This window comes from Streptomyces sp. CY-1, from assembly GCF_047218265.1.
Lineage (GTDB): Bacteria > Actinomycetota > Actinomycetes > Streptomycetales > Streptomycetaceae > Streptomyces > Streptomyces niphimycinicus.
This window is the reverse complement of the sequence record NZ_CP178393.1, coordinates 1,940,856-1,966,267: the sequence shown is the minus strand read 5'-3', so window position 1 is coordinate 1,966,267 and position 25,412 is coordinate 1,940,856. Positions and strand designations below refer to the sequence as shown.

Annotated in this window: 27 protein-coding genes; 20 read left to right on the top strand and 7 right to left on the bottom strand. The window is 70.5% G+C overall.

Features of this window, described 5'->3' with window-relative positions; all coding sequences use genetic code 11:
• Positions 1-34 precede the first annotated feature (34 nt).
• Complete coding sequence (locus tag ACK1X7_RS08125; RefSeq protein WP_390792640.1) at positions 35-1,138, bottom strand: zinc-dependent alcohol dehydrogenase; 1,104 nt, start codon at positions 1,136-1,138, stop codon at positions 35-37.
• 189 nt (positions 1,139-1,327) lie between these two features.
• Here ACK1X7_RS08125 and ACK1X7_RS08120 point away from each other — a divergent pair, with 189 nt between their 5' ends.
• Positions 1,328-2,188: a transketolase gene (locus ACK1X7_RS08120; protein WP_385150535.1), complete on the top strand. Its 861-nt coding sequence runs from the start codon at positions 1,328-1,330 to the stop codon at positions 2,186-2,188.
• Entirely contained in the window at positions 2,185-3,180 is a 996-nt protein-coding gene (locus ACK1X7_RS08115; RefSeq protein ID WP_413114869.1) for a transketolase family protein, read from the top strand. Before ACK1X7_RS08120 ends, ACK1X7_RS08115 begins: the two co-directional genes overlap by 4 nt.
• A gap of 77 nt (positions 3,181-3,257) precedes the next feature.
• Here the strand turns inward: ACK1X7_RS08115 and ACK1X7_RS08110 are convergent, their stop codons facing one another.
• Together ACK1X7_RS08110 and ACK1X7_RS08105 are read right to left on the bottom strand one after the other, a co-directional pair.
• Entirely contained in the window at positions 3,258-4,052 is a 795-nt protein-coding gene (locus tag ACK1X7_RS08110) for an IclR family transcriptional regulator (protein WP_385150529.1), read from the bottom strand.
• A gap of 40 nt (positions 4,053-4,092) precedes the next feature.
• Positions 4,093-4,617 (bottom strand): ATP-binding protein, encoded by a 525-nt coding sequence (locus tag ACK1X7_RS08105; protein WP_398160497.1) that lies wholly within the window; start codon positions 4,615-4,617, stop codon positions 4,093-4,095.
• A gap of 400 nt (positions 4,618-5,017) precedes the next feature.
• Between ACK1X7_RS08105 and ACK1X7_RS08100 the strand changes: the two genes are divergently transcribed.
• Genes ACK1X7_RS08100 through ACK1X7_RS08040 form a run of 13 tightly spaced genes read left to right on the top strand, consistent with a single transcriptional unit; the run spans position 5,018 to position 17,604 of the window.
• The gene (locus tag ACK1X7_RS08100) at positions 5,018-6,073 is read left to right on the top strand and encodes a substrate-binding domain-containing protein (RefSeq protein WP_385150523.1); all 1,056 of its coding nucleotides are present in this window, start codon (positions 5,018-5,020) and stop codon (positions 6,071-6,073) included.
• Positions 6,074-6,127: 54 nt separating this feature from the next.
• Positions 6,128-7,165, top strand: a complete 1,038-nt coding sequence (locus ACK1X7_RS08095; protein WP_413114868.1) for an ABC transporter permease — start codon at positions 6,128-6,130, stop codon at positions 7,163-7,165.
• Entirely contained in the window at positions 7,162-7,977 is an 816-nt protein-coding gene (locus tag ACK1X7_RS08090; protein ID WP_385150518.1) for an ATP-binding cassette domain-containing protein, read from the top strand. Before ACK1X7_RS08095 ends, ACK1X7_RS08090 begins: the two co-directional genes overlap by 4 nt.
• A 40-nt stretch (positions 7,978-8,017) precedes the next feature.
• Positions 8,018-8,914 carry an MBL fold metallo-hydrolase gene (locus ACK1X7_RS08085; protein WP_413114867.1) on the top strand — a complete coding sequence of 299 codons (897 nt, stop codon included), beginning with the start codon at positions 8,018-8,020 and terminating at the stop codon, positions 8,912-8,914.
• A complete protein-coding gene (eda, locus tag ACK1X7_RS08080) occupies positions 8,914-9,558 on the top strand; it encodes a bifunctional 4-hydroxy-2-oxoglutarate aldolase/2-dehydro-3-deoxy-phosphogluconate aldolase (protein ID WP_385150512.1) in 645 nt (214 codons plus the stop codon). The genes ACK1X7_RS08085 and eda overlap by 1 nt, the downstream gene beginning before the upstream one ends.
• A 44-nt stretch (positions 9,559-9,602) precedes the next feature.
• Positions 9,603-10,451 (top strand): SDR family oxidoreductase, encoded by an 849-nt coding sequence (locus ACK1X7_RS08075; protein ID WP_385150509.1) that lies wholly within the window; start codon positions 9,603-9,605, stop codon positions 10,449-10,451.
• A gap of 12 nt (positions 10,452-10,463) precedes the next feature.
• Positions 10,464-11,552 (top strand): galactitol-1-phosphate 5-dehydrogenase, encoded by a 1,089-nt coding sequence (locus ACK1X7_RS08070; RefSeq protein WP_413114866.1) that lies wholly within the window; start codon positions 10,464-10,466, stop codon positions 11,550-11,552.
• Positions 11,549-12,643, top strand: a complete 1,095-nt coding sequence (locus ACK1X7_RS08065; protein ID WP_413114865.1) for a zinc-dependent dehydrogenase — start codon at positions 11,549-11,551, stop codon at positions 12,641-12,643. Before ACK1X7_RS08070 ends, ACK1X7_RS08065 begins: the two co-directional genes overlap by 4 nt.
• 4 nt (positions 12,644-12,647) lie before the next feature.
• The gene (gene glpK / locus ACK1X7_RS08060; RefSeq protein ID WP_385150501.1) at positions 12,648-14,147 is read left to right on the top strand and encodes a glycerol kinase GlpK; all 1,500 of its coding nucleotides are present in this window, start codon (positions 12,648-12,650) and stop codon (positions 14,145-14,147) included.
• Positions 14,148-14,203: 56 nt separating this feature from the next.
• Complete coding sequence (locus ACK1X7_RS08055) at positions 14,204-15,166, top strand: shikimate dehydrogenase (RefSeq protein ID WP_385150498.1); 963 nt, start codon at positions 14,204-14,206, stop codon at positions 15,164-15,166.
• Entirely contained in the window at positions 15,163-15,744 is a 582-nt protein-coding gene (locus ACK1X7_RS08050; protein WP_385150495.1) for a glucose-6-phosphate isomerase, read from the top strand. Before ACK1X7_RS08055 ends, ACK1X7_RS08050 begins: the two co-directional genes overlap by 4 nt.
• A complete protein-coding gene (locus ACK1X7_RS08045) occupies positions 15,741-16,670 on the top strand; it encodes a phosphoglycerate dehydrogenase (RefSeq protein ID WP_385150492.1) in 930 nt (309 codons plus the stop codon). Before ACK1X7_RS08050 ends, ACK1X7_RS08045 begins: the two co-directional genes overlap by 4 nt.
• A 16-nt stretch (positions 16,671-16,686) precedes the next feature.
• A complete protein-coding gene (locus tag ACK1X7_RS08040; RefSeq protein ID WP_385150489.1) occupies positions 16,687-17,604 on the top strand; it encodes a MurR/RpiR family transcriptional regulator in 918 nt (305 codons plus the stop codon).
• Positions 17,605-17,617: 13 nt separating this feature from the next.
• Here ACK1X7_RS08040 and ACK1X7_RS08035 read toward each other — a convergent pair whose 3' ends face one another.
• Positions 17,618-18,151: a hypothetical protein gene (locus tag ACK1X7_RS08035; protein WP_385150486.1), complete on the bottom strand. Its 534-nt coding sequence runs from the start codon at positions 18,149-18,151 to the stop codon at positions 17,618-17,620.
• 136 nt (positions 18,152-18,287) lie between these two features.
• The gene (locus ACK1X7_RS08030; RefSeq protein WP_382957021.1) at positions 18,288-19,097 is read right to left on the bottom strand and encodes a LysR family transcriptional regulator; all 810 of its coding nucleotides are present in this window, start codon (positions 19,095-19,097) and stop codon (positions 18,288-18,290) included.
• Between the two features lie 68 nt (positions 19,098-19,165).
• On the opposite strand from ACK1X7_RS08030, the gene ACK1X7_RS08025 reads away from it, so the two are divergent.
• Together ACK1X7_RS08025 and ACK1X7_RS08020 are read left to right on the top strand one after the other, a co-directional pair.
• Positions 19,166-20,062: an NAD(P)H-binding protein gene (locus ACK1X7_RS08025; protein WP_385150482.1), complete on the top strand. Its 897-nt coding sequence runs from the start codon at positions 19,166-19,168 to the stop codon at positions 20,060-20,062.
• Positions 20,059-20,748 (top strand): SDR family NAD(P)-dependent oxidoreductase, encoded by a 690-nt coding sequence (locus tag ACK1X7_RS08020; protein WP_390792643.1) that lies wholly within the window; start codon positions 20,059-20,061, stop codon positions 20,746-20,748. Before ACK1X7_RS08025 ends, ACK1X7_RS08020 begins: the two co-directional genes overlap by 4 nt.
• A gap of 28 nt (positions 20,749-20,776) precedes the next feature.
• Here ACK1X7_RS08020 and ACK1X7_RS08015 read toward each other — a convergent pair whose 3' ends face one another.
• Positions 20,777-21,916 carry an acyl-CoA dehydrogenase family protein gene (locus ACK1X7_RS08015; protein ID WP_385150478.1) on the bottom strand — a complete coding sequence of 380 codons (1,140 nt, stop codon included), beginning with the start codon at positions 21,914-21,916 and terminating at the stop codon, positions 20,777-20,779.
• Positions 21,917-22,118: 202 nt separating this feature from the next.
• On the opposite strand from ACK1X7_RS08015, the gene ACK1X7_RS08010 reads away from it, so the two are divergent.
• Positions 22,119-22,559 (top strand): Lrp/AsnC family transcriptional regulator, encoded by a 441-nt coding sequence (locus tag ACK1X7_RS08010; RefSeq protein ID WP_078645399.1) that lies wholly within the window; start codon positions 22,119-22,121, stop codon positions 22,557-22,559.
• Positions 22,560-22,746: 187 nt separating this feature from the next.
• Here the strand turns inward: ACK1X7_RS08010 and ACK1X7_RS08005 are convergent, their stop codons facing one another.
• A complete protein-coding gene (locus tag ACK1X7_RS08005) occupies positions 22,747-23,226 on the bottom strand; it encodes a MarR family winged helix-turn-helix transcriptional regulator (RefSeq protein WP_385138321.1) in 480 nt (159 codons plus the stop codon).
• A gap of 133 nt (positions 23,227-23,359) precedes the next feature.
• Here ACK1X7_RS08005 and ACK1X7_RS08000 point away from each other — a divergent pair, with 133 nt between their 5' ends.
• On the top strand, positions 23,360-24,424 hold the full coding sequence (locus ACK1X7_RS08000; protein ID WP_390792644.1) for an alkene reductase: 1,065 nt from the start codon (positions 23,360-23,362) through the stop codon (positions 24,422-24,424).
• Positions 24,425-24,489: 65 nt separating this feature from the next.
• The gene (locus tag ACK1X7_RS07995) at positions 24,490-25,377 is read left to right on the top strand and encodes an AraC family transcriptional regulator (RefSeq protein ID WP_390792645.1); all 888 of its coding nucleotides are present in this window, start codon (positions 24,490-24,492) and stop codon (positions 25,375-25,377) included.
• The last annotated feature ends 35 nt before the right edge of the window (positions 25,378-25,412 follow it).

Sequence of the window (25,412 nt, the reverse complement as noted above, 5' to 3'; positions counted from 1 at the left end):
GGGGAGGAGCGGGTGTCCCGCGGCCCGGTGTCTCTCAGTCCGGGAGCAGGGTTTCCTTCAGGACCGGGCTCGGCCGCCGGGCGAGCTCGTCGAGGAGCTCCCCGGCCCGGCCGAGCGGCCGGGAGCGCTTGAGACCGTCGATGGCCGGGACGAGCCCTTCGGCCAGCAGGTCCATCGCGTGGGTGAAGTCCTCGCGCTGGTACATCTGGACGCCGATGAGCTCGCGTTCGCCGCGCTGGAGCGCCACTCCACCGACGGTCAGTTCGGCGGGGCTGATGCCCACCAGGACGGTTCGGCCGCCGCGGCAGGTCGCCGTCAGCGCCTGTGTGGTGGTGGCCTGCGCACCGACGCAGTCGAACACCACGTCCGCCCCCTCGGCACGGATGTGGTCCCCGGCCGCGAGAAGTGGCTGGGCGGCCGTCGTCCGCACGCGGTGCGGCACTCCGAGCCGGTGGGCGAGGTCCAGCCGCAGCGGGTCCCGGTCGGTCACCACCACACGGCCGACGCCCTGGGCGGCGAGCACGAGCGAGCAGAAGACGCCGATGGGCCCCGCACCGATCACCAGGACCTGATCATCGGCGGCGACGCGGGCCCGGCCGACCGCGTGCACGGCCACCGTCAGCGGTTCGATCAGGACCCGCAGTTCCTCGGGCACCCGGGGGTCGATCCGCAGGAGATGGCGGGGCGGGACGGTCAGGAACCGGGCCATGGCGCCGTCGATCCGGCCGCCGACGAACCGCATCCGCGCACACAACTGCTCACGCCCTCGCGCGCAGTTGTGGCAGGTGCCGCAGCCGGCCGGGGGAACGACGACCACGGGGGTGCCCGGGGCGAGCGGTGTGGCGCCGGTGGCATCGGCGGCCACGGCGTGTTCTTCGACGGTCCCCCACGCCTCGTGCCCGAGCACCAACGGGGGTTTGAGCACGGCGTGCTCGCCCGACCACATCTTCAGGTCGCTGCCGCACACGCCGACTTCGCGGACCCGGACCCGGACCTCGCCGGGTGGCGGGGGACCGGTGAGGTCCCGCTCGACGAGCGCGACCCGCCGGGGCGCGGTGACACGGATCTGACGCTGGTGGACGGCCGGGGCCCGCGATTTCTTCTCGGTCACGGGCGCGGAGTGGTCGGGAAGGGTCATCGCATCTCCTTGGCTCGGGCGAAAGCCCACCTCGGTGGTGGTGTGACGGCGACCACCGAGACATTCTCATGGCATGGACGTCATGTCCAGTGAGTGGTAACTTCCGATGTCGATGGTGACGCGGACCGGACCCGGCCGTGCCACCGATCGGGCTCACCGACTGGGCTCACCGACTGGGAGAGACACCGAATGACTGCACAGACGCCGGCCGAGCCGGCGGACAGCGAACTGATCAAGCACATCGAAGAACGGGCCCTGTTCGCACGCCTGGAAACCGTGCGGCTGATCTCGATCGCCAAGACCGGCCACTACGCGTCCGGATTCTCCTGTGCCGAGATCCTGGCCACCCTCTACTACGGGGTGATGCGGCTGCGGCGTGGTGAACCGGACTGGCCCGACCGCGACCGTTTCCTCTTCGGCAAGGGCCATGCGGCGGCCACGCTGTATCCGCTGCTGGCCGACTGGGACTTCTTCGACGCGGCCGAACTCGACGAGTACACCCGCCTGGGGAACGCCTTCGGCGACCACCCGGACATGACCCGCATCCCCGGGATCGACTTCAGCTCCGGGTCGCTGGGCCACGCCCTGTCCGCCGGGACCGGCATGGCGCTGGGCGGCCGCCTCCAGCGGCGCCCGTACACCACGTTCGTCCTGCTCGGCGACGGAGAGCTGCACGAGGGACAGGTCTGGGAGGCGGCCCTGGGCGCCGCACACCACCGGCTGGGACGGCTGGTCGCCATCGTCGACCGCAACGACCACTCACTCGACGGCCGCATCGACGGCGTGACCGGGATCGAACCACTGCTGGACAAGTGGCGGGCGTTCGGATGGCAGGCGCACGAGGTCGACGGACACGACGTCCCGGCCCTGCTGTCCCTGCTGCGCTCGCTCGCCGAGGACACCGGCCGCGACCGTCCGGCCGTGGTCGTCGCCAACACCGTCAAGGGAAAGGGGATCTCCTACATGGAGTCCGAGTTCGGATGGCATCTCGGCTGGCTGGCCGAGCGGGACGAGGCCAACGCCCTGGCCGAGCTGCGGGGGACACGGTGAGCGTCGCACCCGGTCTCCAGCCGGAATCCTGGCATCTGCTCAGCCTGCTGGAACAGGCTCCGGGCCTTCAGGCTCTCGGCGACACCCTCGCCGACCTCGCCGACGAGGGCCATCCCGTCGTCGTCGGCACCGCCGACCTGAAGTACTCCAACGGACTGGTGCGCTTCCAGGACCGCCACCCGGACAAGTACCTCCAGTTCGGGATCTCCGAACAGCACATGGTGTCCACCGCGGCGGGCCTGGCCACCACCGGCCTGCGGCCCTACGTCGCCACCTTCGCGTCCTTCATGGCGCTGCTGGCCTGCGAACAGATCCGCACCGACGTCGCCTACACCCGCCAGCCCGTCCGGCTGATCGGCCACCACGCGGGCATCACCCTGGGCTTCTACGGGACCTCCCACCACGCGACCGAGGACCTCGCCATCACCCGGAGCATCGCGGGGCTCACCGTGATCGCACCGGCCGACACCGCGGCCCTGGCCGCGGCGCTGCGCGCCTCGGTGGACCACCCCGGCCCGGTCTACTTCCGCATCGGCCGTGGCCGGGACCCGGACGTCTACCCGGCCGGCACCACCCTGGAGATCGGAAAGGCCATCGAGCACCGGACCGGAAGCGATCTCACCCTCATCGCCACCGGCTCCATGGTCCACCCCGCCCTGGAGGCCGCGGCGGCGCTCACCGCGGACGGGTACAGCGTCGGGGTGCTCGACATGCACACCGTCAAGCCGCTGGACGAGGCGGCGGTGCTGAAGGCCGCGCGAGGTTCCCGGCTGCTGATGACGGTGGAGGAACACAATGTGCTCGGCGGCCTCGGCGGCGCCGTGGCCGAGCTGATCACCGAGCACGGCGTACCGGTCCGGCTGCACCGCCACGGGATCCGGGACCAGTACAGCCTGATCGGCCCGCCCACGCATCTGTACGGGCACTACCGGCTGGACGCCGCCGGAGTCGAGGCCGAGGCCCGCGATCTGCTGCTCGCCGGGGCCCGTTGACCCCACAACGGCCGATCGCTCCGCGTGATCTGCCCGCCCCGGCGGAAAGGCCGGGGCGGGCACACGGCTTTGCCGGGTCAGCCGAAGTCGGCGACGGCGCCGGCGACGGCCTTCCAGCCCAGCGCCCGCGAAACCTCCTGGCCGGCCTCGGCCAACCGCTCACGCAGACCGGCGGCCGTGTCCGCGCCGAGGATCGCCTCCCGGACCCCGCTGATGGACAGCGCGGCACGCACCTGCCCCCGGTAGTCCAGGATCGGCACGCCGAGCGCGGCTACGCCGATGGTGACGTCCTGGTCGCTGACCGAGATTCCGGTGTCGAGGGTTTCCTCCAGCACCGGCACCAGCGCGTCCGCCGTGACCGGGGTGGACGGGGTGAACCGCTCCAAGGGCCCCTGCTCGAGGTAGTCCGACCAGGCCGAGCGGTCCTGGAAGGCCAGCAGGACACGCGAGGCCGCCCCGGCGTGCAGCGGCAGCGCACCGCCGAGCTTCAGGGCGAGGGACTGGACCCGCCGGCCGTCCAGCCGCTCGATGCACACCGCCTCACGGCCGCGCCGGACGCACAGATACACCGTCTCGCCGGTCTCGTCGTGGAGCCGCTCCATCACCGGCTGGGCGAAGCGCCGCTCGTCGAACCGCTCCACCACGGCGGTGCCGAGGCTGAGCAGATGGAAGCCCAGACGGAAGGTGCCGCGTCGGCTGCCGCCCTCCACCATGTCGAGGTGCTGGAGGCTGGACAGCAGCCGGTAGACCGAGCTACGGGGTTCGCCCAGCTCCTCGGCGAGCTGGGCGGCCGTCGCCTCTCCTCGCGCCGCGAGCAGATCGAGGACCTCAACGGACTTACGGACGAGAGCCAGACCACCATCATGCGCCACGCGGGCAAAGATATCACTCAGCGGACAAGCGGTCTACTGGTCAGTAATCAACGGGAGAGGTGGTGCGGGGTGCCGGGATCCGGTCGTCCCGCACGCGGCGCCGGAACCAGATGACCTTTCCGGTCGTGGTGACGCGGGCGCCGAAGGCATCGGCGAGCGCGGAGACGAGGAACAGACCGCGGCCGCTCTCGGCGTCCAGGTCGCTGTGGCGCAGCCGGGGTGTCTCGTGGCAGCCGTCCCCGACCTTGCAGATCACGCAGCATCCGCGACGCAGCCGAAGCCGCAGCCACACGGGCCCGGTGGCGTGCTCGATCGCATTGGTCACCAGCTCGTCCACCATGAGGACGATGTCTTCGGCGGTGGTGTCGGGCACCCCCCAGCCGTGCAGCGCGCCGGTGGTGGCGCGGCGGGCCAGGCCCACGGCGGCCGGGTCGGTGGCCAGCCGCAGGGCCAGCTCCTGTGGGGTGGGGTGGATATCGGGTGAGCCCGTCCGTCGGTGTGACTGTGGGTCGTTGGGGAGTGAGGGGGACATGGTGGCGACCGCCCCGGCTGGGTTCGCTGTCATTTCCGTACTCCTTTCCGGGCTCCTTGTGGTCCGGAAGGGTTCGTGGCCCATCCCGTCATGGAGGGCTTCACCTCCCAGAGTCGCAGTGATTTCTGCCACAGTCAAGATCGTTCGAAGAAATTTCGACCTCCCGGCTACTTCCCCGAAATCAAGGGGTGCGAGCCATGTCGATCATGTGTCGTAGAAATTTCTTCGAGATGCATTGACAGTCCTCGAAACCTCTGCGACGTTGTGAATCGAGCCGCTGAGCACATCGAACCGGCCCTCCCCAGCCCGATCAGGGCGCAGCCGACAGGTGAACGCGTCGGCACCGACAGTCCCCCGCTGGAGCGCGAACCGGCGCCCGGCGGGCGGCGAACTCCCCCCAGCCACCCCCCGCACGTCGAGAAAAGGCAATCTCATGGCACATCGGGTCAAGCTGCGCCACAGGGCGCTCGCGGCCTCGTCCGCGGGAATCGGTCTCACCCTGCTGCTCACCTCATGCGGGAACGGCATCAGCGGCCAGGGCGACGACAAGCCGATCGTCGGGCTCGTCACCAAGACCAACGACAATCCGTTCTATGTGAAGATGCGGGAAGGTGCTCAGAAGAAGGCCCGCGAACTCGGCGTGGACTTGAGGACCTTCGCCGGCAAGGGCCAGGCCGACAACGACTCTCAGGTCAAGGCCATCGAGAACCTGGTGGCGGCGGGCGCGAAGGGCATTCTGATCACCCCGGCCGACTCCGGCGCGATCATCCCCGCCATCGACCGGGCCCGGAAGGCCGGCGTCATGGTCATCGCCCTGGACTCGCCGACGGAGCCGGCGTCCGCCGTGGACGCCACCTTCGCCACCGACAACCGGCTCGCCGGCCGGATGATCGGCAAGTGGGCCAAGGGGCGGATGGCGGGCAAGCGGCCGCGGATCGCCCTGCTGGACCTCAGTTCGGAGCAGGTCAAGGTGGACATCCTGCGCAACCAGGGCTTCCTGGAGGGCTTCGGAATCGATGTCCGCGATCCGCGGCGGATCGGCGACGAGCGCGACTCCCGGATCGTCGGTCGCGAGGTGACCGGGGCGAACGAGGAAGGCGGGCGCGACGCCATGGAGAAGCTGCTACAGAAGAACGGGTCCATCAACCTCGTCTACACCATCAACGAACCCGCCGCCGCCGGTGCTTACCAGGCGATCAAAGCGGCCGGCAAGCAGAAGGACATCACCGTCGTGTCCATCGACGGCGGCTGTCCCGGCGTCAAGAACGTGGCCTCCGGCGCCATCGGCGCGACGTCGATGCAGTTCCCCGTGAAGATGGCCGCCGAGGGCGTCGCCGCCGCGGCCGCGCACGCCAAGGACGGCGACAAGCCCTCCGCCTCCTCCGGACAGGGCTTCACCAACACCGGAGTCGCCCTCATCACGGACACCCCCGTATCCGGTCTGGAATCGAAGAAGTCGGACTGGGGCCTGCGCCACTGCTGGGGCTAGCCCCGGCAGCCATCCGACACACCCACCCTTCCGCACCGATTCCAGGAGTTGACCGTGGCCCACGGCACCGTCCCCCATCACGCCGCAGACCCACCCACCACGCCGCCGGAGCAACGCGGACCGCTCGCCCGCGGACAGGCGGCCCTGCACACCAAGCCCCTGCTCGGCCCGCTCATCGTCCTCCTCCTCGCTTCGCTGTTCTTCAGCGTGTGGGTGGGGTCCCGGTTCAGCGATCCGCTCAACATCTCGCTGATCGTCCAGCAGGTGCAGATCATCGGCATGGTCGGCATCGCACAAACTTTGATCGTGCTGACCGCTGGCATCGATCTGTCGGTCGGCGCCATCACCGTGCTCGCCTCCGTGGTGATGGGCAAGGCGGCGGTGGACCACGGTCTGCCCGTACCACTGGCCCTGTTGCTCGGCGTCGTCATCGGCGGTGTCTGCGGCGGACTCAACGGTGTGCTGGTCACCCGGTTCCGCATTCCGCCGTTCATCGCCACGCTCGGCACCCTCAGCGTCTTCTCCGCCCTCACCCTCTTCTACTCGCGGAGCGAGACGATCCGGGCTCAGGACGTGCCGCCCCTGCTGAGCTGGCCGGGCCGCTCCATCGACGTCCTGGGCACCGATGTGACGTACAGCTCGCTGCTGATGATCGGCGCTTTCGCCGCCGTGGCCTATCTGCTGCGGGGCACCGCGTGGGGCGCCCATCTGCACGCGGTGGGAGACCACCGCGAAGGGGCCCGCCTCAGCGGGATCCGCACCGGCCGGGTGCTGCTGAGCGTGTATGTCGTGGCCGGGCTGATCTGCGGTCTCGCCGCGTGGTTCCTCATCGGACGGATCGGCTCGGTCAGCCCGCAGGCCGGCGAGAACCTCAACCTCCAGTCCATCACCGCCGTCGTCATCGGCGGCACCAGCCTCTTCGGCGGCCGCGGCCATGTCCTCGGCACCCTCCTCGGCTCCCTCATCGTGGGCGTGTTCAGCAGCGGGCTCGCCCTGTCCGGAGTGGACGCCCTGTGGCAGTTCTTCACCGTCGGCGTCCTGGTGATCGTGGCCGTCGCCGCCGACCAGTGGATCCGGAAGGTGGCGGCATGAAGCCCGGAAACACCAGCACCGATGTGCTCGCCCTGGAGGCGCGCGGCCTGGTCAAGCGCTACGGACACGTCACCGCCCTCGGCGGGGCCGATGTCGAGCTGCGCGCCGGCGAGGTGCTCGCCGTCATCGGCGACAACGGCGCCGGCAAGTCGACGCTCATCAAGTGCCTCTCCGGGGCGGAGGTCCCCGACGCCGGGGAGATCCGCCTCTTCGGGGAGCCGGTGCGGTTCCGCAACCCGCTGGACGCGCGGGACCACGGACTGGAGACCGTCTACCAGAATCTGGCCGTCGCCCCCTCCCGGGACATCCCCGCCAACCTCTTCCTGGGCCGTGAGCGCCGCAGGTCCGGCCCGCTCGGCAGTGTCTTCCGCCTGCTGGACAAGAAGGGGATGCGGGAGGAGACCCGGGAACTGCTCACCTCCCTCGGGCTGCTGACCATCCAGAACTTCTCCCAGCCGGTGGAAACGCTCTCCGGCGGGCAGCGCCAGGGCGTCGCGGTCGCACGTGCCGCCTGCTTCGGCAGCCGGGTGATCATCATGGACGAGCCGACGGCGGCGCTCGGAGTGCGGGAGTCGCAGCGGGTGCTCGACCTCATCCGCGAAATCCGCGACCGGGGCGTGCCGGTCATCCTGATCAGCCACGACATGCCCCATGTCTTCGACGTCGCCGACCGCATCCATGTCCAGCGGCTGGGCCGGCGGGTCGCCCTGGTGCGCACCTCCGACATCTCGATGCCTGACGCCGTCGCGCTGATGACCGGAGCGCTGGACCCGGCGGAGCTCGACGGCAGATCCCCGGCGGGCACCCCATGACCGAGCACAGCGACCACGCCCTTACGTATCGGGAGCACGCATGAACGTCATCCGGCCCGCCGTGCGCCGGGTGTCCGGCGGACCCCTCACCGGCACCTTCACCGCCCCCGAGGAGGCCGGGCCCGACGAGGTGACGCTGTGGTGGCTCGGCCAGGCCGGATTCGCCCTGCGCCACCGCGGCCGGCTGATCCTGATCGACCCGTATCTCTCGGACACCCTCGCCGAGAAGTACCGCGGCACGCTCTTCCCGCACCGCCGGATGCACCCCGCTCCGGTGGCGCCGGAGGCCGTCCGCGGGGTCGACGCGGTGCTGTGCACCCACGGACACACCGACCACATGGACCCGGGCACCATCCGCGCCCTGTTCCCGCACAACGACCCGCGCTTCGTCGTCCCGCGCGCCGAACGGGAACGGGCCCTGGAGCGTGGCGTTCCCGCGAGCCGCCTCACCGGCACCACCGCGGGTGAGCGGGTGGAACTGGCGGACGGCATCACCGTCGAACCGGTCCCCGCCGCCCATGAACGGCTCGAACAGGACGAGAACGGGGACCACCGCTTCCTCGGGTACGTGCTCACGGTCGGCGGTGTCCGCGTCTACCACTCCGGCGACTGCGTCCCCTACGACGGACAGCCCGAACTGCTCCGCACACTCCGTGTCGATGTGGCATTGCTGCCCGTCAACGGGCGTGACCGCCACCGCACCGAGAACGGCGTCCCCGGCAACTTCACCGTGCGGGAAGCGGCCGAGCTGTGCGAGGCGGCCGGGATCCCGCAACTGCTCTGCCACCACTTCGGCCTGTTCGACTTCAACACCGTCGACCCCGAGGACGCCCGCGACGAACTGCGGCGCCGAGCCACGTCACTGTCCTGGACCGTGCCGCGGGTGGGCGACGCCTACGTCCTGACCCCGGGCGACACCACCGCGAAAGAGGACTGATGAACGCCGGCGAACTCCTCAGGCAACTGCGTCGCGTCCGGGTCGTCCCGGTCGTCACCCTGCCCCACGTACGCCACGCCGACCCGCTCGGCGAGACACTGCTGGGGGTGGGACTGCCGGTCGCCGAGATCACCTTCCGCAGCCCGGCCGCCCGGGACGGGATCGCCACGCTGCGGGCCCGCCACCCCGAGCTGCTGGTCGGCGCCGGTACGGTCCTGGACCGCGCGACCGTGGACCACGCCATCGACGCGGGAGCCCAGTTCGTGGTCGCGCCCGGCTTCAGCCCGGACGTCGTGGACCACTGCCTGGAGCGGGAGATCCCCGTCGTCCCCGGCATCAACAACCCCACCGGCATCGAGGCGGCCCTGGCCAGGGGACTGCCCCTGGTGAAGTACTTCCCGGCCGAGGCGTCGGGCGGACTGCGGCTGCTGGACGCCATGGCGGCTCCGTACGACGGGATGGCGTTCATGCCCACGGGCGGCCTGACACCGGACAACCTCCCCGACTATCTGAGCCGGCCGCACGTGGCCGCCTGCGGCGGCACCTGGATCGCCGGCACGGCGCTGCTGGCCGAGGGCGCGTACGAGGCCATCGGGCGCAACGCCCGCCGCGCGGTCGAGATCGCCGCCGCGGCCACCTCCTGAGAACCACCCCCGAACACCCACCCACCCCACCCCAAAGGGACGGCATGACCACCACCTATGAACCCGTCTACGAACCCGCTCCCGGCACGGCGCTGGAGGGCAAGGCCGCCATCGTCACCGGTGGTGCCTCCGGCATCGGCGAGGCCGTCGGCCGGATCTTCGCGGCCAACCGGGCCAAGGTCCTCCTGGTCGACACCGACGGCAAACGACTCCAGCAGGTCGTCACCTCCATCCAGTCCCAGGGCGGCGACTGCGTGGGCGTCGAAGCCGACGTCACCGAGGAGGACCAGGTCCAGAGCTTCTTCCGGACCGCCGTGGACGAGTGGGGGCGGGTCGATCTGCTCGTCAACAGCGCGGGCCGCGACTCCCTTTCACCCCCGGTGACCGAGGTGACGCTGGAGGAGTGGAACAAGACCATCGGTCCCAATCTGACCGCGGTCTTCCTGTGCTGCCGCGAGGCGTTCCGCATCATGGAGCGGCAGCCCACCGGCGGGCGCATCATCAATATGGGGTCGTCCTCGGCCCGGTTGGCCTCCGGCCCCGGCCACAGCCCCTACCGCGCCTCCAAGCACGGGATGATGGGATTCAGCAAGAACATTCTCCTTGAGGGCAAGGAGAAGAACATCGGTGTGACGGTGATCAATCCGTCCCACGTCAAGACCCCGATGACCGAGATCATCGACAAGGGCCTGTACGACGGCGACATCCCCGCCTACCTCGACGGCTGGCTGGACGACAAGGAACTCGCCGAGGGCATCCACGCTAGCTGCATCGACGTCGACAACGTCGCCGAGGTCTCCCTCTACGTGGCCACCCGCACGCCCGACGTCACCATCCCCCAGATCGCGCTCTACCCGACGCACAAGGCACACCGTTATGGCATGGAAGTCTGAGGCGGACGAGCGATGAAGGCAGCAGTACTGCAATCGAAGGGCGTCCTCACCCTCACCGACGTCCCCGCCCCCGCTCCCGTGGGCGACCGCTCCGTCCTCGTCCGCGTCGGCGGTGTCGGCGTATGCGGCTCGGACGTGCTGAGATACGGCCGTGGGAAGGCGTATCACTATCCGCTCGTCCTGGGCCACGAGTTCTCCGCCGTGGTCGAGGAGGCGCCGGAGGGCAGCCGCTTCCGCCCCGGGGACCGTGCCGCGGTCTTCCCCCTTCTGCCCGACCTGGCGGACCCGATGACCCAGATCGGCGAGTACGCCGTCGGCTCCGGCTACGACTACTACGGGTCACGGCGCGACGGTGCGATGGCGGAGTTCCTCCACGTGCCGGAGGCCAATCTGGTGCCGGTGGCGCGGGATGTGCCGCTGGTCCACGCCGCCATGGTGGAGCCCGCCGCGGTCGCCCTGCACGCCATGCTGAAATTCCGGATGCCCGCCCATGCCACCGCGCTGGTGATCGGGGCCGGACCCATCGGAGCGCTGGCCGCCCAGTGGCTTCGCATCCTGGGCGCCAGCGAGGTGTACGTGGCCGATGTCGACGAGCGCAAGCGCGCCGCCATGGCCGGTCTCGGCTTCCCGGTCATCGACGCGGCTGCGGGTGACACGGTGGAGGCGGTCCGTGAACTGACCGGCGGCCGGGGCGTGGACTGCGCGGTGGAGGCGAGCGGTCTGCCCGCCACCCTCATCCAGGCCATCACCGCGGCGGCCCCGCTCGGCCAGGTCATGCTGCTGGGCGACCTGTCCGGTGACCTGACCCTGCCCCGTGCCCTGGTCTCCTCCGTCCTCCGCCGTGAGCTGCGCCTCTACGGCACCTGGAACTCCAGGATCACCCCGGCCGGACGCAGCGAATGGGACATGGTGGTCCACCACCTGGGCCGCGATCTGAAGGTGGCGCCACTCATCAGCCACACCCCGAGCCTGGCGGAGGCACCGGCGATGTTCGCGGACATGCTGGAGCGCCGCACCTGGTACAACAAGGTCGTCTTCGCGGTCGCCGACCAGGCCCGGGCCGAGCTCATCCGGCCCGGTGTCGTCGGAGGTGCGTCATGAGGGCCGCCGTACTGCGCCGGCCCGGGGAGCTGGCGGTCGAGGACCTGGCCGAGCCCACCGTCGTCGGCGACGACCTGCTGGTGCGGGTCCGGGCGGCCTCCATCTGCGGCACCGACCTGCGCATCTTCAAGCACGGCCACTTCAAGATCCCGGACGGGCAGCGCCGGGTGCTGGGCCACGAGGTGGCGGGCGACGTGGTGGCGGCCGGGCCGCGGGTGTCCGCGTTCCACCCCGGCATGCGGGTCACCGTCACCCCGAACGTGGGCTGTGGCCGCTGCGACATGTGCCGCCACGGCTACAACAACATGTGCCCGGACTACGAGGCGTTCGGCATCAGCATCGACGGCGGCTTCCAGGAGCTGCTGCGGGTGCCCGGCTTCGCCGTCCAGCGCGGCAACGTCTTCGAGATCCCCGAGGGCCTCTCGTACGCCGAGGCGGCCCTGGTGGAGCCGTTCTCCTGCTGCTACAGCGGGCAGCGCGGGCTCCGGGTGGGCCCCGAGGACGTCGTGGTCATCACCGGGGCGGGGCCCATCGGCGCCTTCCATGTGCTGCTCGGCAAGCTCGCCGGGGCGCGCAAGGTGATCATCTCCAACCGTGGCCGCCCCCGGCTGGACCTCGCCGCCCGGCTCGGCGCCGATGTGTGCGTCGGGGTCCGGGAACAGGACCTGGCCGAGGTCGTCCGCGAGCACACCGACGGCCGGGGCGCGGACGTGGTCATCACGGCGGTGTCCGACCCCCAGGTACAGGCCCAGGCGGCGGAACTGCTCGCCCCGCACGGCCGGCTCAACTACTTCGCGGGGCTCGGCGCCGCGCGGACCATCCCGGTCGACACCAACGCCGTGCACTACAAGGGCCTCACCCTGACCGGGACGACCGGCTCGACCAACGGCGACTACGGCCGTTGTCTGCGGCTGGTCGGCGAGCGCCGCGTCGATCTGTCACCGCTGATCAGTGAGGTGTTCCCCCTGGAGAAGATCCACGACGCCTTCGCCTACGCGGCCTCCGGGGCCGGAATGAAGGCCATGGTCGCGTTCGACGGCGACCCTCACGCCACCACGACACGCCCCGCGGCCCCGGGGGAAGACAGGTGACCCCATGACCCACCGCTACGTCATGGCCCTCGACGCCGGTACCACCAGCATCCGGGCCATCCTCTTCGACAAGGCGGGCGACATCGCCGCGGTCGCCAGCCAGGAGTTCCCCCAGATCTATCCGCAGCCCGGCTGGGTCGAGCACAACCCGCTCGACATCTGGAACACCCAGGTCACCGTCGCCAAGCAGGTGCTGGCCCAGGCCGAATGCGGCGCCGAGGACATCGCCGCCATCGGCGTCACCAACCAGCGCGAGACGGTGGTCATCTGGGACCGCGCCACCGGTGAGCCCATCCACCACGCGATCGTCTGGCAGGACCGCCGCACCGCCGCGCTGTGCGAGCAACTCAAGGCCCGCGGCCTGGAGGAGCACGTCAAGCGCACCACCGGGCTGATCATCGACGCCTACTTCTCCGGCACCAAGGTGAAGTGGATCCTCGACAACGTCCCCGGCGCGCGGCAGCGCGCCGACCGCGGCGAGCTCGCCTTCGGCACCGTGGATAGCTGGCTGATCTGGAACCTCACCGGCGGCGCCGCACACGTCACCGACTACACCAACGCCTCGCGCACCATGCTGTTCGACATCACCCGGCTCGACTGGGACCAGCGGCTGCTCGACGAGCTCGACATCCCCCGCGCGATCCTGCCCGAGGTGCGCCCCACCAGCGAGGTCTACGGCCACACCGAGGAGTCGGTGCTGCTCGGCGCCCGGATCCCGGTCGCCTCGGCCGTCGGCGACCAGCAGGGCGCCCTGTTCGGCCAGGCGTGCTTCGAGGTGGGCACCGTGAAGGCCACCTACGGCACCGGGGCCTCACTGGTCCTCAACACCGGCGAGGGCCCCGTCTTCAGCGACAGCGGCATGCTCACCACGATTGCCTGGGGCCTCGACGGCGGCGTGGAGTACGCCCTGGAAGGTCTGATCTTCGTGGCCGCCGCCTCCATCCAGTGGCTGCGCGACGAGCTCCAGATCGTGTACGACGCCGAGGACACCGAGTACGCCGCCCGGGACGTCCCCGACACCAACGGCGTCTATGTCGTACCGGCCTTCGTCGGGCTCGCCGCCCCCTACTGGGACCAGTACGCCCGCGGCGCCATCCTCGGCCTGACCCGCGGCGCCAGCCGCAAGCACGTCATCCGCGCCACGCTGGAGTCCATCGCCTACCAGATCCGCGACGTCATCACCTGCATGGAGGCCGACTCGGGCATCTCCACCCGGGAGATCAAGGTCGATGGCGGAGCCACCGCCAACAACTTCCTCATGCAGTTCCAGGCCGACATCCTCGACGTCCCCGTGCTGCGCCCCACCGTCATCGAGTCCTCGGCCCGCGGCGCGGCCTTTCTCGCCGGTCTGGCCACCGGGTTCTGGACCGACCGGGCCGAGCTGACCGGCACCTTCCGGCTCGAGCGCCGCTTCGACTGCGCGATGGACCGCACCCGGGCCGACCGGCTCTACGCGGGCTGGCAGAAGGCGGTGGGCTGCGCCCGGGACTGGGAGGAGCACTGACCCGGCCGCCCATCCGGCCCGTACCACCGCACGGCTCCGCAGAAGGAGAAACCCATATGCCGCGGACGTATCCCGCCGCCGCCCGCCCGACGATGTACTTCATCGGCGTCACCACCACCAAGTCGTCCATCATGAAGGTCTTTCCGGCCTGGGCGCGCGAGCTGAACCTCGACGCCGTCATCGAGGGCATCGACCTTCCGCTGGACGACACCCCCGGCCACTACCGGGAGGCCGTCGACTTCATCAAGCACGACCCGCACTCGCTGGGTGCGCTGGTCACCACCCACAAGCTCAATCTCTACAAGGCCGCCCACGACCTGTTCGACGGTGTCGGCCATGAAACCGAGCTGCTGGACGAGGTCAGCAGCATCTCCAAGCGCGGCGACCAGTTGTGGGGCCACGCCATGGACCCCCTCACCAGCGGCCTGGCGCTGGAGGCCATCGTGCCCGACGGCCACTGGTCCCGTACCGGGGGCGAACTGCTGCTGCTCGGGGCGGGCGGCTCCGCCCTCGCCCTCACCCTGTACCTGCACAACCGCGCGGCGGCCGGTGGCGACGTCCCCTCCCGCATCGTGGTCACAGGCCGCCGTGAGGCCCGGCTGCGCGAGATGCGCACCGTCCACGAACGCCTCGGCTTCACCATCCCCATCGACTACCAGCAAGCCCCCGAGCCGCGCCACAACGACGCACAACTGCGGAAACTCGCTCCCCGCTCCGTCGTGGTCAACGCGACCGGACTCGGCAAGGACCGGCCCGGATCCCCGCTCACCGACGCCGCCCACTTCCCCCAGGACGGCATCGCCTGGGACTTCAACTACCGCGGCGACCTCGTCTTCCTGGACCAGGCACGGGCCCAGCGGGACGCCCGCGAGCTGAACGTGGTCGACGGCTGGCTGTACTTCATCCACGGCTGGACCCGCGTCATGGCCGAGGTGTTCCACATCGACATCCCCACCCACGGCCCCACCTTCGAGCGGCTGTCCCGCATCGCCCGCGACGTCACCAAGGAGACCGCATGAGCGCCACCGCCCCCCGCCCCGCCGTCGTCACCGACTTCAGCCTCGTCACCGGGCTTTCCCGGAGCAAGAAGCCGCTCCAGCGCCGCATCTCCGCCATGGCCGGGATGTACGCCGACCAGGAGGCCGCCCGGCGCCTGGCCGAAGAGGACGTCCTGGTCTACGAGTTCTTCGACATGGGCGTCCCCCGGAGCGCGGGCGAGGTGGCCTACGGCACCAGCATCACCTACCCGGGCAAGGTCGGTGACGAGTACTTCATGACCAAGGGCCACTTCCACTCCGTGCTCGACACCGCCGAGATCTACTACTGCCTGCGCGGCCGGGGCCTGATGATGATGGAGAACCCCGAGGGCGATGTGCAGTGGGAGGAGTTCACCCCCGGCAAGGGTGTCTACGTCCCCGGCCGGTACGCCCACCGCTCCATCAACACCTCGCCCGACGAGCCGCTGATCACCTTCTTCGCCTTCCCCGGCCACGCCGGACACGACTACGGCACCATCGAGTCCAAGGGCTTCCGCAAGATCGTGGTGGAGCGCGACGGCGCCCCGGCGGTCGTGGACAACCCGAAGTGGGCCCGGTGACGGCCCGGATCGCCGTGACGCCCCGCTCGCTGTCCCAGGGCGGCCACCCGGCGCTGGCCGCCCTGGAGGCGGCGGGCTACGACGTGGTCTTCCCCACCCCCGGGCGCCAGCCCACCCGGGAGGAACAGCTTCGGTTCCTGCCCGCGTGCGTCGGCTATCTCGCCGGGGTCGAGCCCATCACCCGCGAGGTGCTGGCCGCGGCCCCGGGCCTGAAGGTCATCAGCCGCAACGGGGTCGGAGTCGACTCCGTCGACCTGACCGCCGCGGCCGAGCACGGGGTGGCCGTCGAGACCGCCGCCGGAGCCAACGCCCAGGGCGTCGCCGAACTCGCCATCGCCCTCCTGCTCGCCGGGCTGCGCCGCATCCCACCGCAGGACGCGGCCCTCAAGGCCGGGAGATGGCAGCGGATCGAGGGCCGGGAGGTGGTGGGACGCACCCTCGGGGTCGTGGGGTGCGGGCAGATCGGCCGCCGGGTCGTCCGGCTCGGCCTCGGGCTCGGCATGTCCGTACGCGCCTTCGACGCGTTCCCCGATCCGGAGTTCACCCCGGCCGGGGACTTCTCGTACACCACGATGGAGGACCTGCTCGCCCGCTCGGACGCGGTGACCCTGCACTGTCCGCCCGCGCAGCGGCCACTGATCGACAAGGGCGCCATCGCGGCCATGCGGCCCGGTGCCTACCTCGTCAACACCGCCCGCTCGAGCCTGGTCGACGACAGCGCGGTCCTCGAGGCCCTCGCCGGGGGCAGGCTCATCGGGTACGCCACCGATGTGTACGACCAGGAGCCGCCCGCACCCCAGGAGCTGCTCCACCACCCGCAGGTGATCACCACACCCCATATCGGGGGGTACACCAGGGAGAGTGTGGAGCGCGCCACCCGCGCGGCCGTGGAGAATCTGCTACGGGTACTTACCGTCCCTTCCTGAGACCACGGAGCGAGTCATGGCTGTCCCGGCGGATGAGGCCGGCAATGTGCTGCACCTCATCACCAGCAAGCTGCCCTACCTACCGGGCGCGCTGCGCCAGATCGGCGAGTATCTGCTGGCCCACCCCCAGCAGGCGCAGTCGATGACCATTTCGCAGCTCGCCTCGGCCTGTGGAGTGGCCGAGTCGACGGTCTCCCGGTTCGTCCGCGAGCTGCGCATGGACAGCTATCACTCGCTCCGTCTCAGCCTCGCCGAGGCCACCTTCGCCACCCGGCAGGCCGGCGCGGGCCGGGACGAGGAGTTCGTCTACGAGGGCATCCTCCGTGGCGACGAGCCCCCCGCCATCGTGGGCAAGATCGAGCGCAGCAGCCGCCAGACGCTGGCACAGACCGCCAAGCAGGTCAGCGGCGACGCGATCAGCCGCGCCGTCGACCTGCTGCACGACGCGGACGCCGTGGTGTTCTGCTGCATGGGCTCCTCCAGCATCGCCGCGGAGGAGGGGGTCATGCGGTTCACCCGGGCGGGCAAGAAGTGTCTGCTCTACCGCGACCAGAGCGTGCAGGTCATGCTGGCCACCATCCTGACGCCGCGGGATGTGCTGATCGGCATCAGCGACTCCGGCAAGTCCACCGCGATCGTGGACGCCATGCGGCTCGCCCGGCAGACCGGAGCCACCTCGATCGGCATCACCTCGGCCCAGGACAGCCCGCTGGCGGAGCTCAGCGACGTACCGCTGTTCACCTCGAACGTCACAGGGGAGGGGCTGTACGGGGAGTCCGTCACCTCCAAATGGGGCCAGCTCCTGCTGATCGACATCCTCTACGCCAGCTACGCGGCGCGCCACTTCGACGACACGCTCCAGCACCTCAAGGAGACCTACGAGGCGGGCATCCGCCACTCCCGTTCCCCCGGCAGCCCGCCCGTGGAGAGCTGACCCCCGGGGCCGGTCACCTGGACACGATGTGCAGGATCGCCGTGCCGTCGGCCCCGGCCGTCATCTGGATCACCACGGCGTCGGGCTGAGCGGCCGGCCGGGCCGGGCCCAGCCTTCCGCAGACGTTGCTGCTGCCGTGGTCGCGCAGCACGGTGACGCACCCCTGGCCCGGACCGCTGGCCCCGCCCTGGGACCGGCCATTGCCCGACTTCACCGTGTACTCGACCTTGTTCGGCCCGACCTCGGTCACCGACAGCGTCGCCGGACCGGTCGGGCTCTTGAACCGGACCGTCACCGGAGCGGACACCGCGACCTCGCAGTCGCCGTCCGCGCACGCGGCGACATCACTCCCGTCCGCCGCCGACACGGAGGGTTTCGCCGAGGGGCCGCCACTGCCGGAGGAGCTTGTCGAAGACGGCGCGGAACGGGACGCCGACGGCCGGCCATCGCGCGGGGGCGCCCCGTCGGTCTCGTCCGAGCCACCGCAGCCGGTCACGGCCACAGCGGTCAGCACCGCCAGCCCAAGACCTGCTCGTACCGATGTCATCGCGGCCATGATGTCCCCCGTGTTCCGGTCGGTGCGTGCCAAGGTACCCGCCGCTCGCGCGATCGCCCTCGCAGAACGCCGATCCGGGTCGCGCGCCGCCTCATATGCCGTAGTCCGCGCACCTGCCGCCGGTCGCTCAGGTGGCCCGCAGCGTCGCGGTGGCGATGTCCAGGAAGTCGCGCAGCACCTTCTCCCGCCGGTCCGCGAGGACGGCCAGGCAGGTCTCGACCGACGGGGCGTCCGTGACGGGGAGGTGGACGAGGTCGGGGCGGGAGTAGGACCGCGCGACGCTCAGCGGGACGAGCGCGATGCCCTGCCCGGAGGCGATGAGCTCGAACTTCTCCTCGAGCGACGAGGTCCGCCGCGTCGGCGCGTCGAGCATCCGCTCACCGTCGAGGTCCGCGGAGGTGATCTCCTGACGGAAGGCCAGCGGATGCGTCGCGGGCATACAGGCGACCCTGGTCTCGTGGCCGATCGGGATGATGCGCAAGTCCGAGTGATCGAACGGCCGCCGCAGATAGGCGACCTGGGCCCGGCCGTCCCGGAGTGGCGCGTCCTGCTCCCACCAGCGCACCGGGACGACATCGGTCTCGACGTCCGGGTGGCGCGATGAGAACGCCCGGATCGCCTCCGACACATGCAGCCCGGAGCAGAAGGCCACCACGAGCCGCTGGACGCCCCGATCCACGTCGTGCACGCTCCGCACCGCCGAGGCGACGGTGGCGAGGATCCGCTGCGCCTCCTCGTAGAGCCGCTTCCCGGCATCGGTCAGCTCCACGCTGCGGGTGGACCGGACGAGCAGAGTGCACTCCAGCTCCTGCTCGAAGGCCCTGATCTGGCGGCTGAGGACCGGCTGGGCGATGTAGAGCTGTTCCGCCGCCCGGCCGAAGTGCCGTTGCTCGGCCACCGCGACGAAGTAGCGAAGCTTGCGCAGATCGAGGTCCATGCCCTGAAGGTATCAATTACCGGGAAGGGTATTGGACGCCCGCAGGTGGCCGCCCCGAGACTCAAAGCATGATCGTCATCACTGCTCCCACCGGCCAGATCGGCGGCCGGCTGCTGGACATCCTGCTGGGCGAGGCCCCCGATCGCGGCGAAGAGCTGCGGGTCATCGTGCGCGACCCCACCAGACTCCCCGAAGCGGCCCGTGCCCGGGTCGACGTCGTCACCGGCTCGCACGGCGACGCCGAGGTCGTCGACCGGGCCTTCGCCGGCGCCGACGCCGTCTTCTGGCTGGTCCCGCCGGACCCGCGGGCACCGAGCCTGGACACCGCGTACTCCGGATTCACCCACGCCGCCGCGAAGGCGTTCACGGCCCATGGAGTCGGACACGTCGTCGGCGTCTCGGCGCTCGGCCGCGGCACCCCCGTCGCCGGCCGCGCCGGGCATGTGACGGCGTCGCTGGCCATGGACGACCTCATCGCGGGTACCGGCGTGGCCTACCGGGCGCTCGCCTGCCCGTCCTTCATGGACAACCTGCTGCGGCAACGGGCCTCGATCCGCGACGACGGCGTGTACACCGACACCGCCGCCCCCGACCGCACAGCACCGACGGCCGCCACCCGGGACATCGCCGCGGTCGCCGCCGGTCTGCTGCTCGACCGCTCCTGGACGGGGACGGGCGAGGTCCCGGTGCTGGGCCCCGAGGACCTCTCGGCGAACGACATGGCGCGCATCATGTCCGATGTGCTCGGCCGCCCGGTCCGCTACGAGCCCCGGTCGCTGGAGGACTTCCGCGCCGGATTCGCCGGACGCGGCCTCGGGGACGCCCTGGTGGAGGGCTACGTCAACATGGCGTACGCCAAGAACAACGGCCTCGACGACGGCGTGCGGCGCACCCCTCGGATCACCGGCCCCACGACCTTCCGCGAATGGTGCGAGCAGGTCCTCAAGCCGGAGGTTCGGGCATGAGCGCCAAGACCGCCCTCATCGTCGGGGCGTCCCGCACCCTGGGACTCGCCCTCGCCACCGAGTACGCACACCGCGGCTGGAACGTCATCGGGACCGTCCGGGGCGATCGGCGCACCGGCCTGCACGACCTGGCCGAGGCGTCCGGCGGCCGGGTCACCGTCGAATCGCTGGACATGACGGAGCCGGAGCAGATCGCCGCGCTGCGCGAGCGCCTGGCCGGGCGCACGCTCGACCTGCTGTTCATCAGCGCCGGCATCACCCGGGGCAACATTCCGATCGGCGAGGTGCCGACCGAGATGTTCGTCGAGGTCATGGTCACCAACGCGCTCAGCCCGATGCGCGTGGTCGAGTCCCTCCGCTCGCTGGTCGCGCCGGCCGGGACCATCGGCGTCATGTCCTCGCGCCAGGGCAGCGTCGGCTTCAACACCAGGGGCGGTCAGGACGTCTACCGCGCCAGCAAGTCCGCCCTGAACCAGCTCATGCGGAGCTATGCCGCCCGCTATGCCGACGCCGCGCACACACTGCTGCTCATGTGCCCCGGCCATGTCCGTACCGAACTCGGCGGACCGGACGCACCGCTGACCATCGACCAGTCCATCCCGGGCGTGGTGGACACGATCGACCGTCACAGCGGCGAACCGGGCCTGCGGTACCTCAACTACCAGGGCCAGACCGTGCCCTGGTAGTTGAGGTCGGGGCGGGGACGGGGGCAGGTCAGTGGGCGAGCTGGCGGCTGATGATCAGCCGCTGGATCTGGTTGGTGCCCTCGAATATCTGCATGATCTTCGCCTCGCGCATATAGCGCTCCACGGGGAAGTCGCGGGTGTATCCGTAGCCGCCGAAGACCTGGACCGCGTCCGTGGTGACCTTCATCGCGGCGTCGGTCGCCGTCAGCTTGGCGACGCTCGCCTGGCGGGTGTACGGGCGTCCGTGGTCACGGCGGCGGGCGGCGTCCACGTAGGTGGCGCGCGCGGAGTCGACGGCGGCGGCCATATCGGCCAGCAGAAAGCCGAGCCCCTGGTGGTCGATGATGCGGCGGCCGAAGGTGGTGCGTTCGTGGGCGTAGGCGGTCGCGGCGTCCAGGGCGGCCTGGGCCAGCCCGGTGGCGCAGGCGGCGACGCCCAGCCGGCCGGAATCCAGCGCGCTGAAGGCGATCTGGAGGCCCTGGCCCTCGGCGCCGATGAGCCGGTCGGTGGCGAGGAGGGCGTCGTCCCAGAAGGCCGAGGTGGTGGGGATGGCGTGCAGGCCCATCTTGTCCTCGGGCCGGCCGAAGGTGAGGCCGTCGGTGTGTCCGGGCGCGAAGAAGCAGGAGATGCCGTCGCTGCCCGGACCGGTGCGGGCGAACAGCGCGTAGAAGTCCGCCTTGCCGCCATGGGTGATCCACGCCTTGGCACCGGTGATCCGATAGCCGTCGGGGGCCTTGTCGGCGCGGCAGGTCAGGGCCGCCGCGTCGGACCCGGCCTGCGGCTCGGACAGGCTGTAGCCACCGATGAGACGGCCGCTGAGGATGTCCTCCGCCCAGCGCCCGCGCTGGTCGGGGGTGCCGAACGTCAGGAGGGGGAAGGCGGCGAGGGTGTGGACGCTGGTCGCGATGGCGACGGCGGCCCAGCGGGCGGCCAGCTCTTCGAGGACCTGGAGGTAGACCTCGTAGGGCTGGCCGCCTCCGCCGGACTCCTCCGGATAGGGCAGACCCAGCAGCCCGGTCTCGCCGAGCAGCCGGAACAGCCCCTCGGGATAGCTCTCGGTGCGCTCGTGCTCCTCGACGCGGGGGGCCAGCTCCTTGTCGGCGATCTCGCGGACGAGGTCGAGCAGATCCTCCGCCTCGCGGGTGGGAAGCAGACGGTCGACAGGCATGAAGGGCGCTCCTGGGGTACGAACGGGGCGAGGTCTTCGGCGTTCATGGGTCCGGGCCTAGGACAGCAACACCCTCCGGGCGAGCACAAGTAAGTTGCGGTTGATGGTGAAGAAGACGCAAACTGTAGCGGCGATCAGCGGGTTGGGCGAAAAGAATTTGCGCGGGATGGGCGGTGCACGCGGGATGCGGAACGGAGTGGCGATGCCCGAGTTCGACGACGTGGACCGCCAGTTGCTGCGCATGCTGCGCGAGGACGGCCGGCGCACCTTCTCCGAGATGGCACCCGAGGTCGGGCTGTCGGTGGCCGCGGTCAAGCGCCGCGTGGACCGGCTCAAGGACAGTGGCGTCATCAAGGGCTTCACCGTGCAGATCGACCACACCAAGCTCGGCTGGGGCATCGAGGCGTTCGTGGAGCTGTCCTACACCGGTACGACACCGGTCGGGGAGATCGTCCGTACCGCCTATACGGTCCCCGAGGTGCAGGCCGTCTTCACCATCGCCGGGGACCCCGACGCCCTGGTGAACGTCCGGGTGCGGGATATCGAGCATCTCCAGCAGGTCATCGACGCCCTGCGCCGGGTCGGACAGGTCACCGGGACCAGGACGCTGATGGTGCTGGGCTCCTGGACCCGCAATGACTGACCGCTGATCACGCGCTGAGCGCTCCGCTGGAAGTGTCGCGATGCGTCGTCGGCCGACTGCGGCGCCGTCGTGGCTGGTCCCACGCGGCGGAGCCGCACATCGACACAGCCGCGGCGGAGCCGCACATCGGCACAGCCCCGCGCCCCTTCGGCTCTGCCCGAACCGTAGCGGACTTCCTCCGACCTGCTCAGTCGGGCGGGCCCTCCTCGGCGGGGGCGAGGTTCTTCTCGACCTTGGCGAGGATCCGGGCGAAGGCTTCGCGCTCCGCGTCATCCAGCCCGTCCAGGATGTGCTCCTCCAGTTGCCCCCAGACCTCCGCGACCTTGGGTCGCAGGGCGTAGCTCTCCTCCGAGGCCCGGACGAGCATGACGCGCCGGTCATGCGGATCGCGTGCGCGGATGACATACCCGCCCTGTTCCAGCCGCCGCAGGGTCAGGGTCACGGTCGACGGATCCAGGTCGAGCGTCCTCGCCAGCTCCGACTGACGGACCGGTCCGGCATCCCACAGGGCCATCATCAGGAATTCCTGACCGGAGCAGAGGCCGGTCGGGCGCAGCAGCCTGCCACCGGCGAGGCGGTGCAGGCGGGCAACGCGCGCCAGGGTCTGGCTGACGGCGCCGCCGTATCCGCCCTCCGTCGCTTCGGTGTGCGGGAGCTCTGTGGTCATGGGGGCAAGACTATCGTGGCCGACCAATCATTGGTCGGCCAATGAATGCGTTATGGTGGCTCTCCGACGGGATCGTTGGCTGACCAACGATCTCGTTGTCCGCCGTCGTGTCCATCAATCCGCGGGAGCCGTTGTGACCACACCCTTCGATCCGATCGACCTTGCCGGGCCGCGCCTCCGCAACCGCCTGGTCATGCCCGCCATGGGGCGCGCCCGTGCCTTCGGGCCCGGTGGTACGGCCACCGACTCGATGGCGACGTACTACGCGCAGCGGGCCACCGCCGGTCTGATCGTCACGGAGGGGTCATGGCCGTCGGTGGTCGGTCAGGGCTTCCCCCACACCCCGGGGCTGCACACTGCCGAGCAGATCGCCGCCTGGCGCCGCGTCACCGATGCCGTGCACGCCGCGGGCGGCACGGTCTTCGCCCAGCTCGCACACGTCGGCAGGATCGGCGACCCCGAGCTTCTGCCCGAGGGGCTGGTGCACGTCGCCCCGTCGGCCATCGCCGCACCCGGCCAGTTGTTCACCGTCCACGGCATGAAGGACTTCAGCGCCCCCCGCGCGCTGACCTCCCAGGAGGTGCGGGAGACGATCGCCGATTTCGCCCGGGCCGCGCGCAACGCCGTGGAGGCAGGGTTCGACGGGGTCGAACTGCACGCCGCGTACGGCTACTTGATCCACCAGTTCCTGGCGCCCAGCTCCAATCTGCGCACCGACGAGTGGGGCGGCTCGGTCGAAGGCCGGGTCCGGTTCGCGGCGGAGGTGGTCGCGGCCGTGTCAGCGGCCATCGGGGCACAGCGCACGGGGATACGCGTCTCGCCCGGCATTCGCTACAACGGAATCGAGGAGCCCGACCTCGAGCCCACGTACGCCCATCTCGTCCGCCGGCTGAACGAGACCGGCCCCGCCTACCTGCATGTCGTCGAAAGCTCCCGCGATCTGACCAACCTGCTCCGCAAGGAGTTCTCCGGCACCTTCATCCTCAACCCCGCGACAGACGGATTCACCAGCGCGGCGGACCTGACCCTCATCGAGGACGGCACGGCCGACATGCTGTCCTTCGGCGCGCTCTTCCTCGCCAACCCCGACCTGCCCGCCCGGCTGCGAGCGGGCGGCCCGTACAACACGCCCGATACGGCGACCTACTACGGCGGCACCGACGAGGGATTCATCGACTACCCCACCCTGGACGGCTGAGGGACGGCTGAGGGACGGAACGCGTGAATGCCCTGTCCGCACCGGCCATCGGTATGCTCGATACGGTGTGCGACGCTCCAGACTTCGACCTCGAGCCGTATACCGGATTCGACGCCAACCCCTATGTCGAGCGGACGTTCAGCAGTTGGGACAGCCTGGGCTGGCGGTCGCTGCTGCTCCAGCGGTTCCATCACACCGCGCGCGTGGAACGGATGGCACTGCCCGCCACCGAGGATCTGCACCTGGTGCTGACGGTCGCGGGCGACGCGTCGATGGAGACCCACACCGGTGGGCACTGGCGGCGGCGGCACTGGATGCCCGGGCAGGTCGATATGGCCCTTCCGGGCGTGGCGTCGGTGCGCCGCTACCGGTCCGTGGTCCCCTTGCGGACCCTTCAGGTGCACATTCCGCGCGTCACCGTCGCCCGTACGGTAGAGCAGTTGGGCGGGGCGGACGTCGACTATGAGCGGATGGCCGCCGCGGTGGCCTCGGGGGATCCGCTCATCGAACACACCATGCGGTCGCTGGGCGCGGCCGGTGCTGCCGAGGACCTGTACGCGGAGTCCGCTGCGACATTTCTCGCCGTGCATCTGCTCAGCGGCGGTGTCCGGCCACCGAAGGTGAGCCGGGCGAGCGCCGAAGGGCCCTGGGTGTACAAGGCCGTGGCGATGATGCGGGACCGGCTCGGCGGCCCGTTGACGGTGGCGGACCTGGCCTCCGAGGCCGGCTTCAGCGTGTACCACTTCATCCGGGTCTTCAAGGAGGCCACGGGCCAGACACCGCACCGCTATCTCACCCGGCTGCGGGTCGAGGAGGCGCAGCGGCTGCTCGGCGCCGGTGGGCTGACCGTCGCCCAGGTCGCCACGCGATGCGGATTCGGCAGCCCCGGCTCACTGTCCACCGCGTTCCTGCGGCATACGGGGGTCCGGCCGTCGGACTACCGCAATCGGTGATCCCTGTACGGCAATCGCGCGCATTCCAATGGCCT

What these genes read in the sequence shown, in the direction of transcription:
- ACK1X7_RS08065 (WP_413114865.1), top strand. Translation starts at nt 11,549, where the DNA reads ATGAGGGCCGCCGTACTGCGCCGGCCCGGGGAGCTGGCGGTCGAGGAC.
- ACK1X7_RS08015 (WP_385150478.1), bottom strand. Translation starts at nt 21,916, where the DNA reads ATGCCTGTCGACCGTCTGCTTCCCACCCGCGAGGCGGAGGATCTGCTC.
- ACK1X7_RS08030 (WP_382957021.1), bottom strand. Translation starts at nt 19,097, where the DNA reads ATGGACCTCGATCTGCGCAAGCTTCGCTACTTCGTCGCGGTGGCCGAG.
- ACK1X7_RS08070 (WP_413114866.1), top strand. Translation starts at nt 10,464, where the DNA reads ATGAAGGCAGCAGTACTGCAATCGAAGGGCGTCCTCACCCTCACCGAC.
- ACK1X7_RS08010 (WP_078645399.1), top strand. Translation starts at nt 22,119, where the DNA reads ATGCCCGAGTTCGACGACGTGGACCGCCAGTTGCTGCGCATGCTGCGC.
- ACK1X7_RS08040 (WP_385150489.1), top strand. Translation starts at nt 16,687, where the DNA reads ATGGCTGTCCCGGCGGATGAGGCCGGCAATGTGCTGCACCTCATCACC.
- ACK1X7_RS08055 (WP_385150498.1), top strand. Translation starts at nt 14,204, where the DNA reads ATGCCGCGGACGTATCCCGCCGCCGCCCGCCCGACGATGTACTTCATC.
- ACK1X7_RS08020 (WP_390792643.1), top strand. Translation starts at nt 20,059, where the DNA reads ATGAGCGCCAAGACCGCCCTCATCGTCGGGGCGTCCCGCACCCTGGGA.
- ACK1X7_RS08075 (WP_385150509.1), top strand. Translation starts at nt 9,603, where the DNA reads ATGACCACCACCTATGAACCCGTCTACGAACCCGCTCCCGGCACGGCG.
- ACK1X7_RS08085 (WP_413114867.1), top strand. Translation starts at nt 8,018, where the DNA reads ATGAACGTCATCCGGCCCGCCGTGCGCCGGGTGTCCGGCGGACCCCTC.
- eda (WP_385150512.1), top strand. Translation starts at nt 8,914, where the DNA reads ATGAACGCCGGCGAACTCCTCAGGCAACTGCGTCGCGTCCGGGTCGTC.
- ACK1X7_RS08025 (WP_385150482.1), top strand. Translation starts at nt 19,166, where the DNA reads ATGATCGTCATCACTGCTCCCACCGGCCAGATCGGCGGCCGGCTGCTG.
- glpK (WP_385150501.1), top strand. Translation starts at nt 12,648, where the DNA reads ATGACCCACCGCTACGTCATGGCCCTCGACGCCGGTACCACCAGCATC.
- ACK1X7_RS08005 (WP_385138321.1), bottom strand. Translation starts at nt 23,226, where the DNA reads ATGACCACAGAGCTCCCGCACACCGAAGCGACGGAGGGCGGATACGGC.
- ACK1X7_RS08105 (WP_398160497.1), bottom strand. Translation starts at nt 4,617, where the DNA reads ATGACAGCGAACCCAGCCGGGGCGGTCGCCACCATGTCCCCCTCACTC.
- ACK1X7_RS08125 (WP_390792640.1), bottom strand. Translation starts at nt 1,138, where the DNA reads ATGACCCTTCCCGACCACTCCGCGCCCGTGACCGAGAAGAAATCGCGG.
- ACK1X7_RS08035 (WP_385150486.1), bottom strand. Translation starts at nt 18,151, where the DNA reads ATGACATCGGTACGAGCAGGTCTTGGGCTGGCGGTGCTGACCGCTGTG.
- ACK1X7_RS08050 (WP_385150495.1), top strand. Translation starts at nt 15,163, where the DNA reads ATGAGCGCCACCGCCCCCCGCCCCGCCGTCGTCACCGACTTCAGCCTC.
- ACK1X7_RS08100 (WP_385150523.1), top strand. Translation starts at nt 5,018, where the DNA reads ATGGCACATCGGGTCAAGCTGCGCCACAGGGCGCTCGCGGCCTCGTCC.
- ACK1X7_RS08090 (WP_385150518.1), top strand. Translation starts at nt 7,162, where the DNA reads ATGAAGCCCGGAAACACCAGCACCGATGTGCTCGCCCTGGAGGCGCGC.
- ACK1X7_RS08120 (WP_385150535.1), top strand. Translation starts at nt 1,328, where the DNA reads ATGACTGCACAGACGCCGGCCGAGCCGGCGGACAGCGAACTGATCAAG.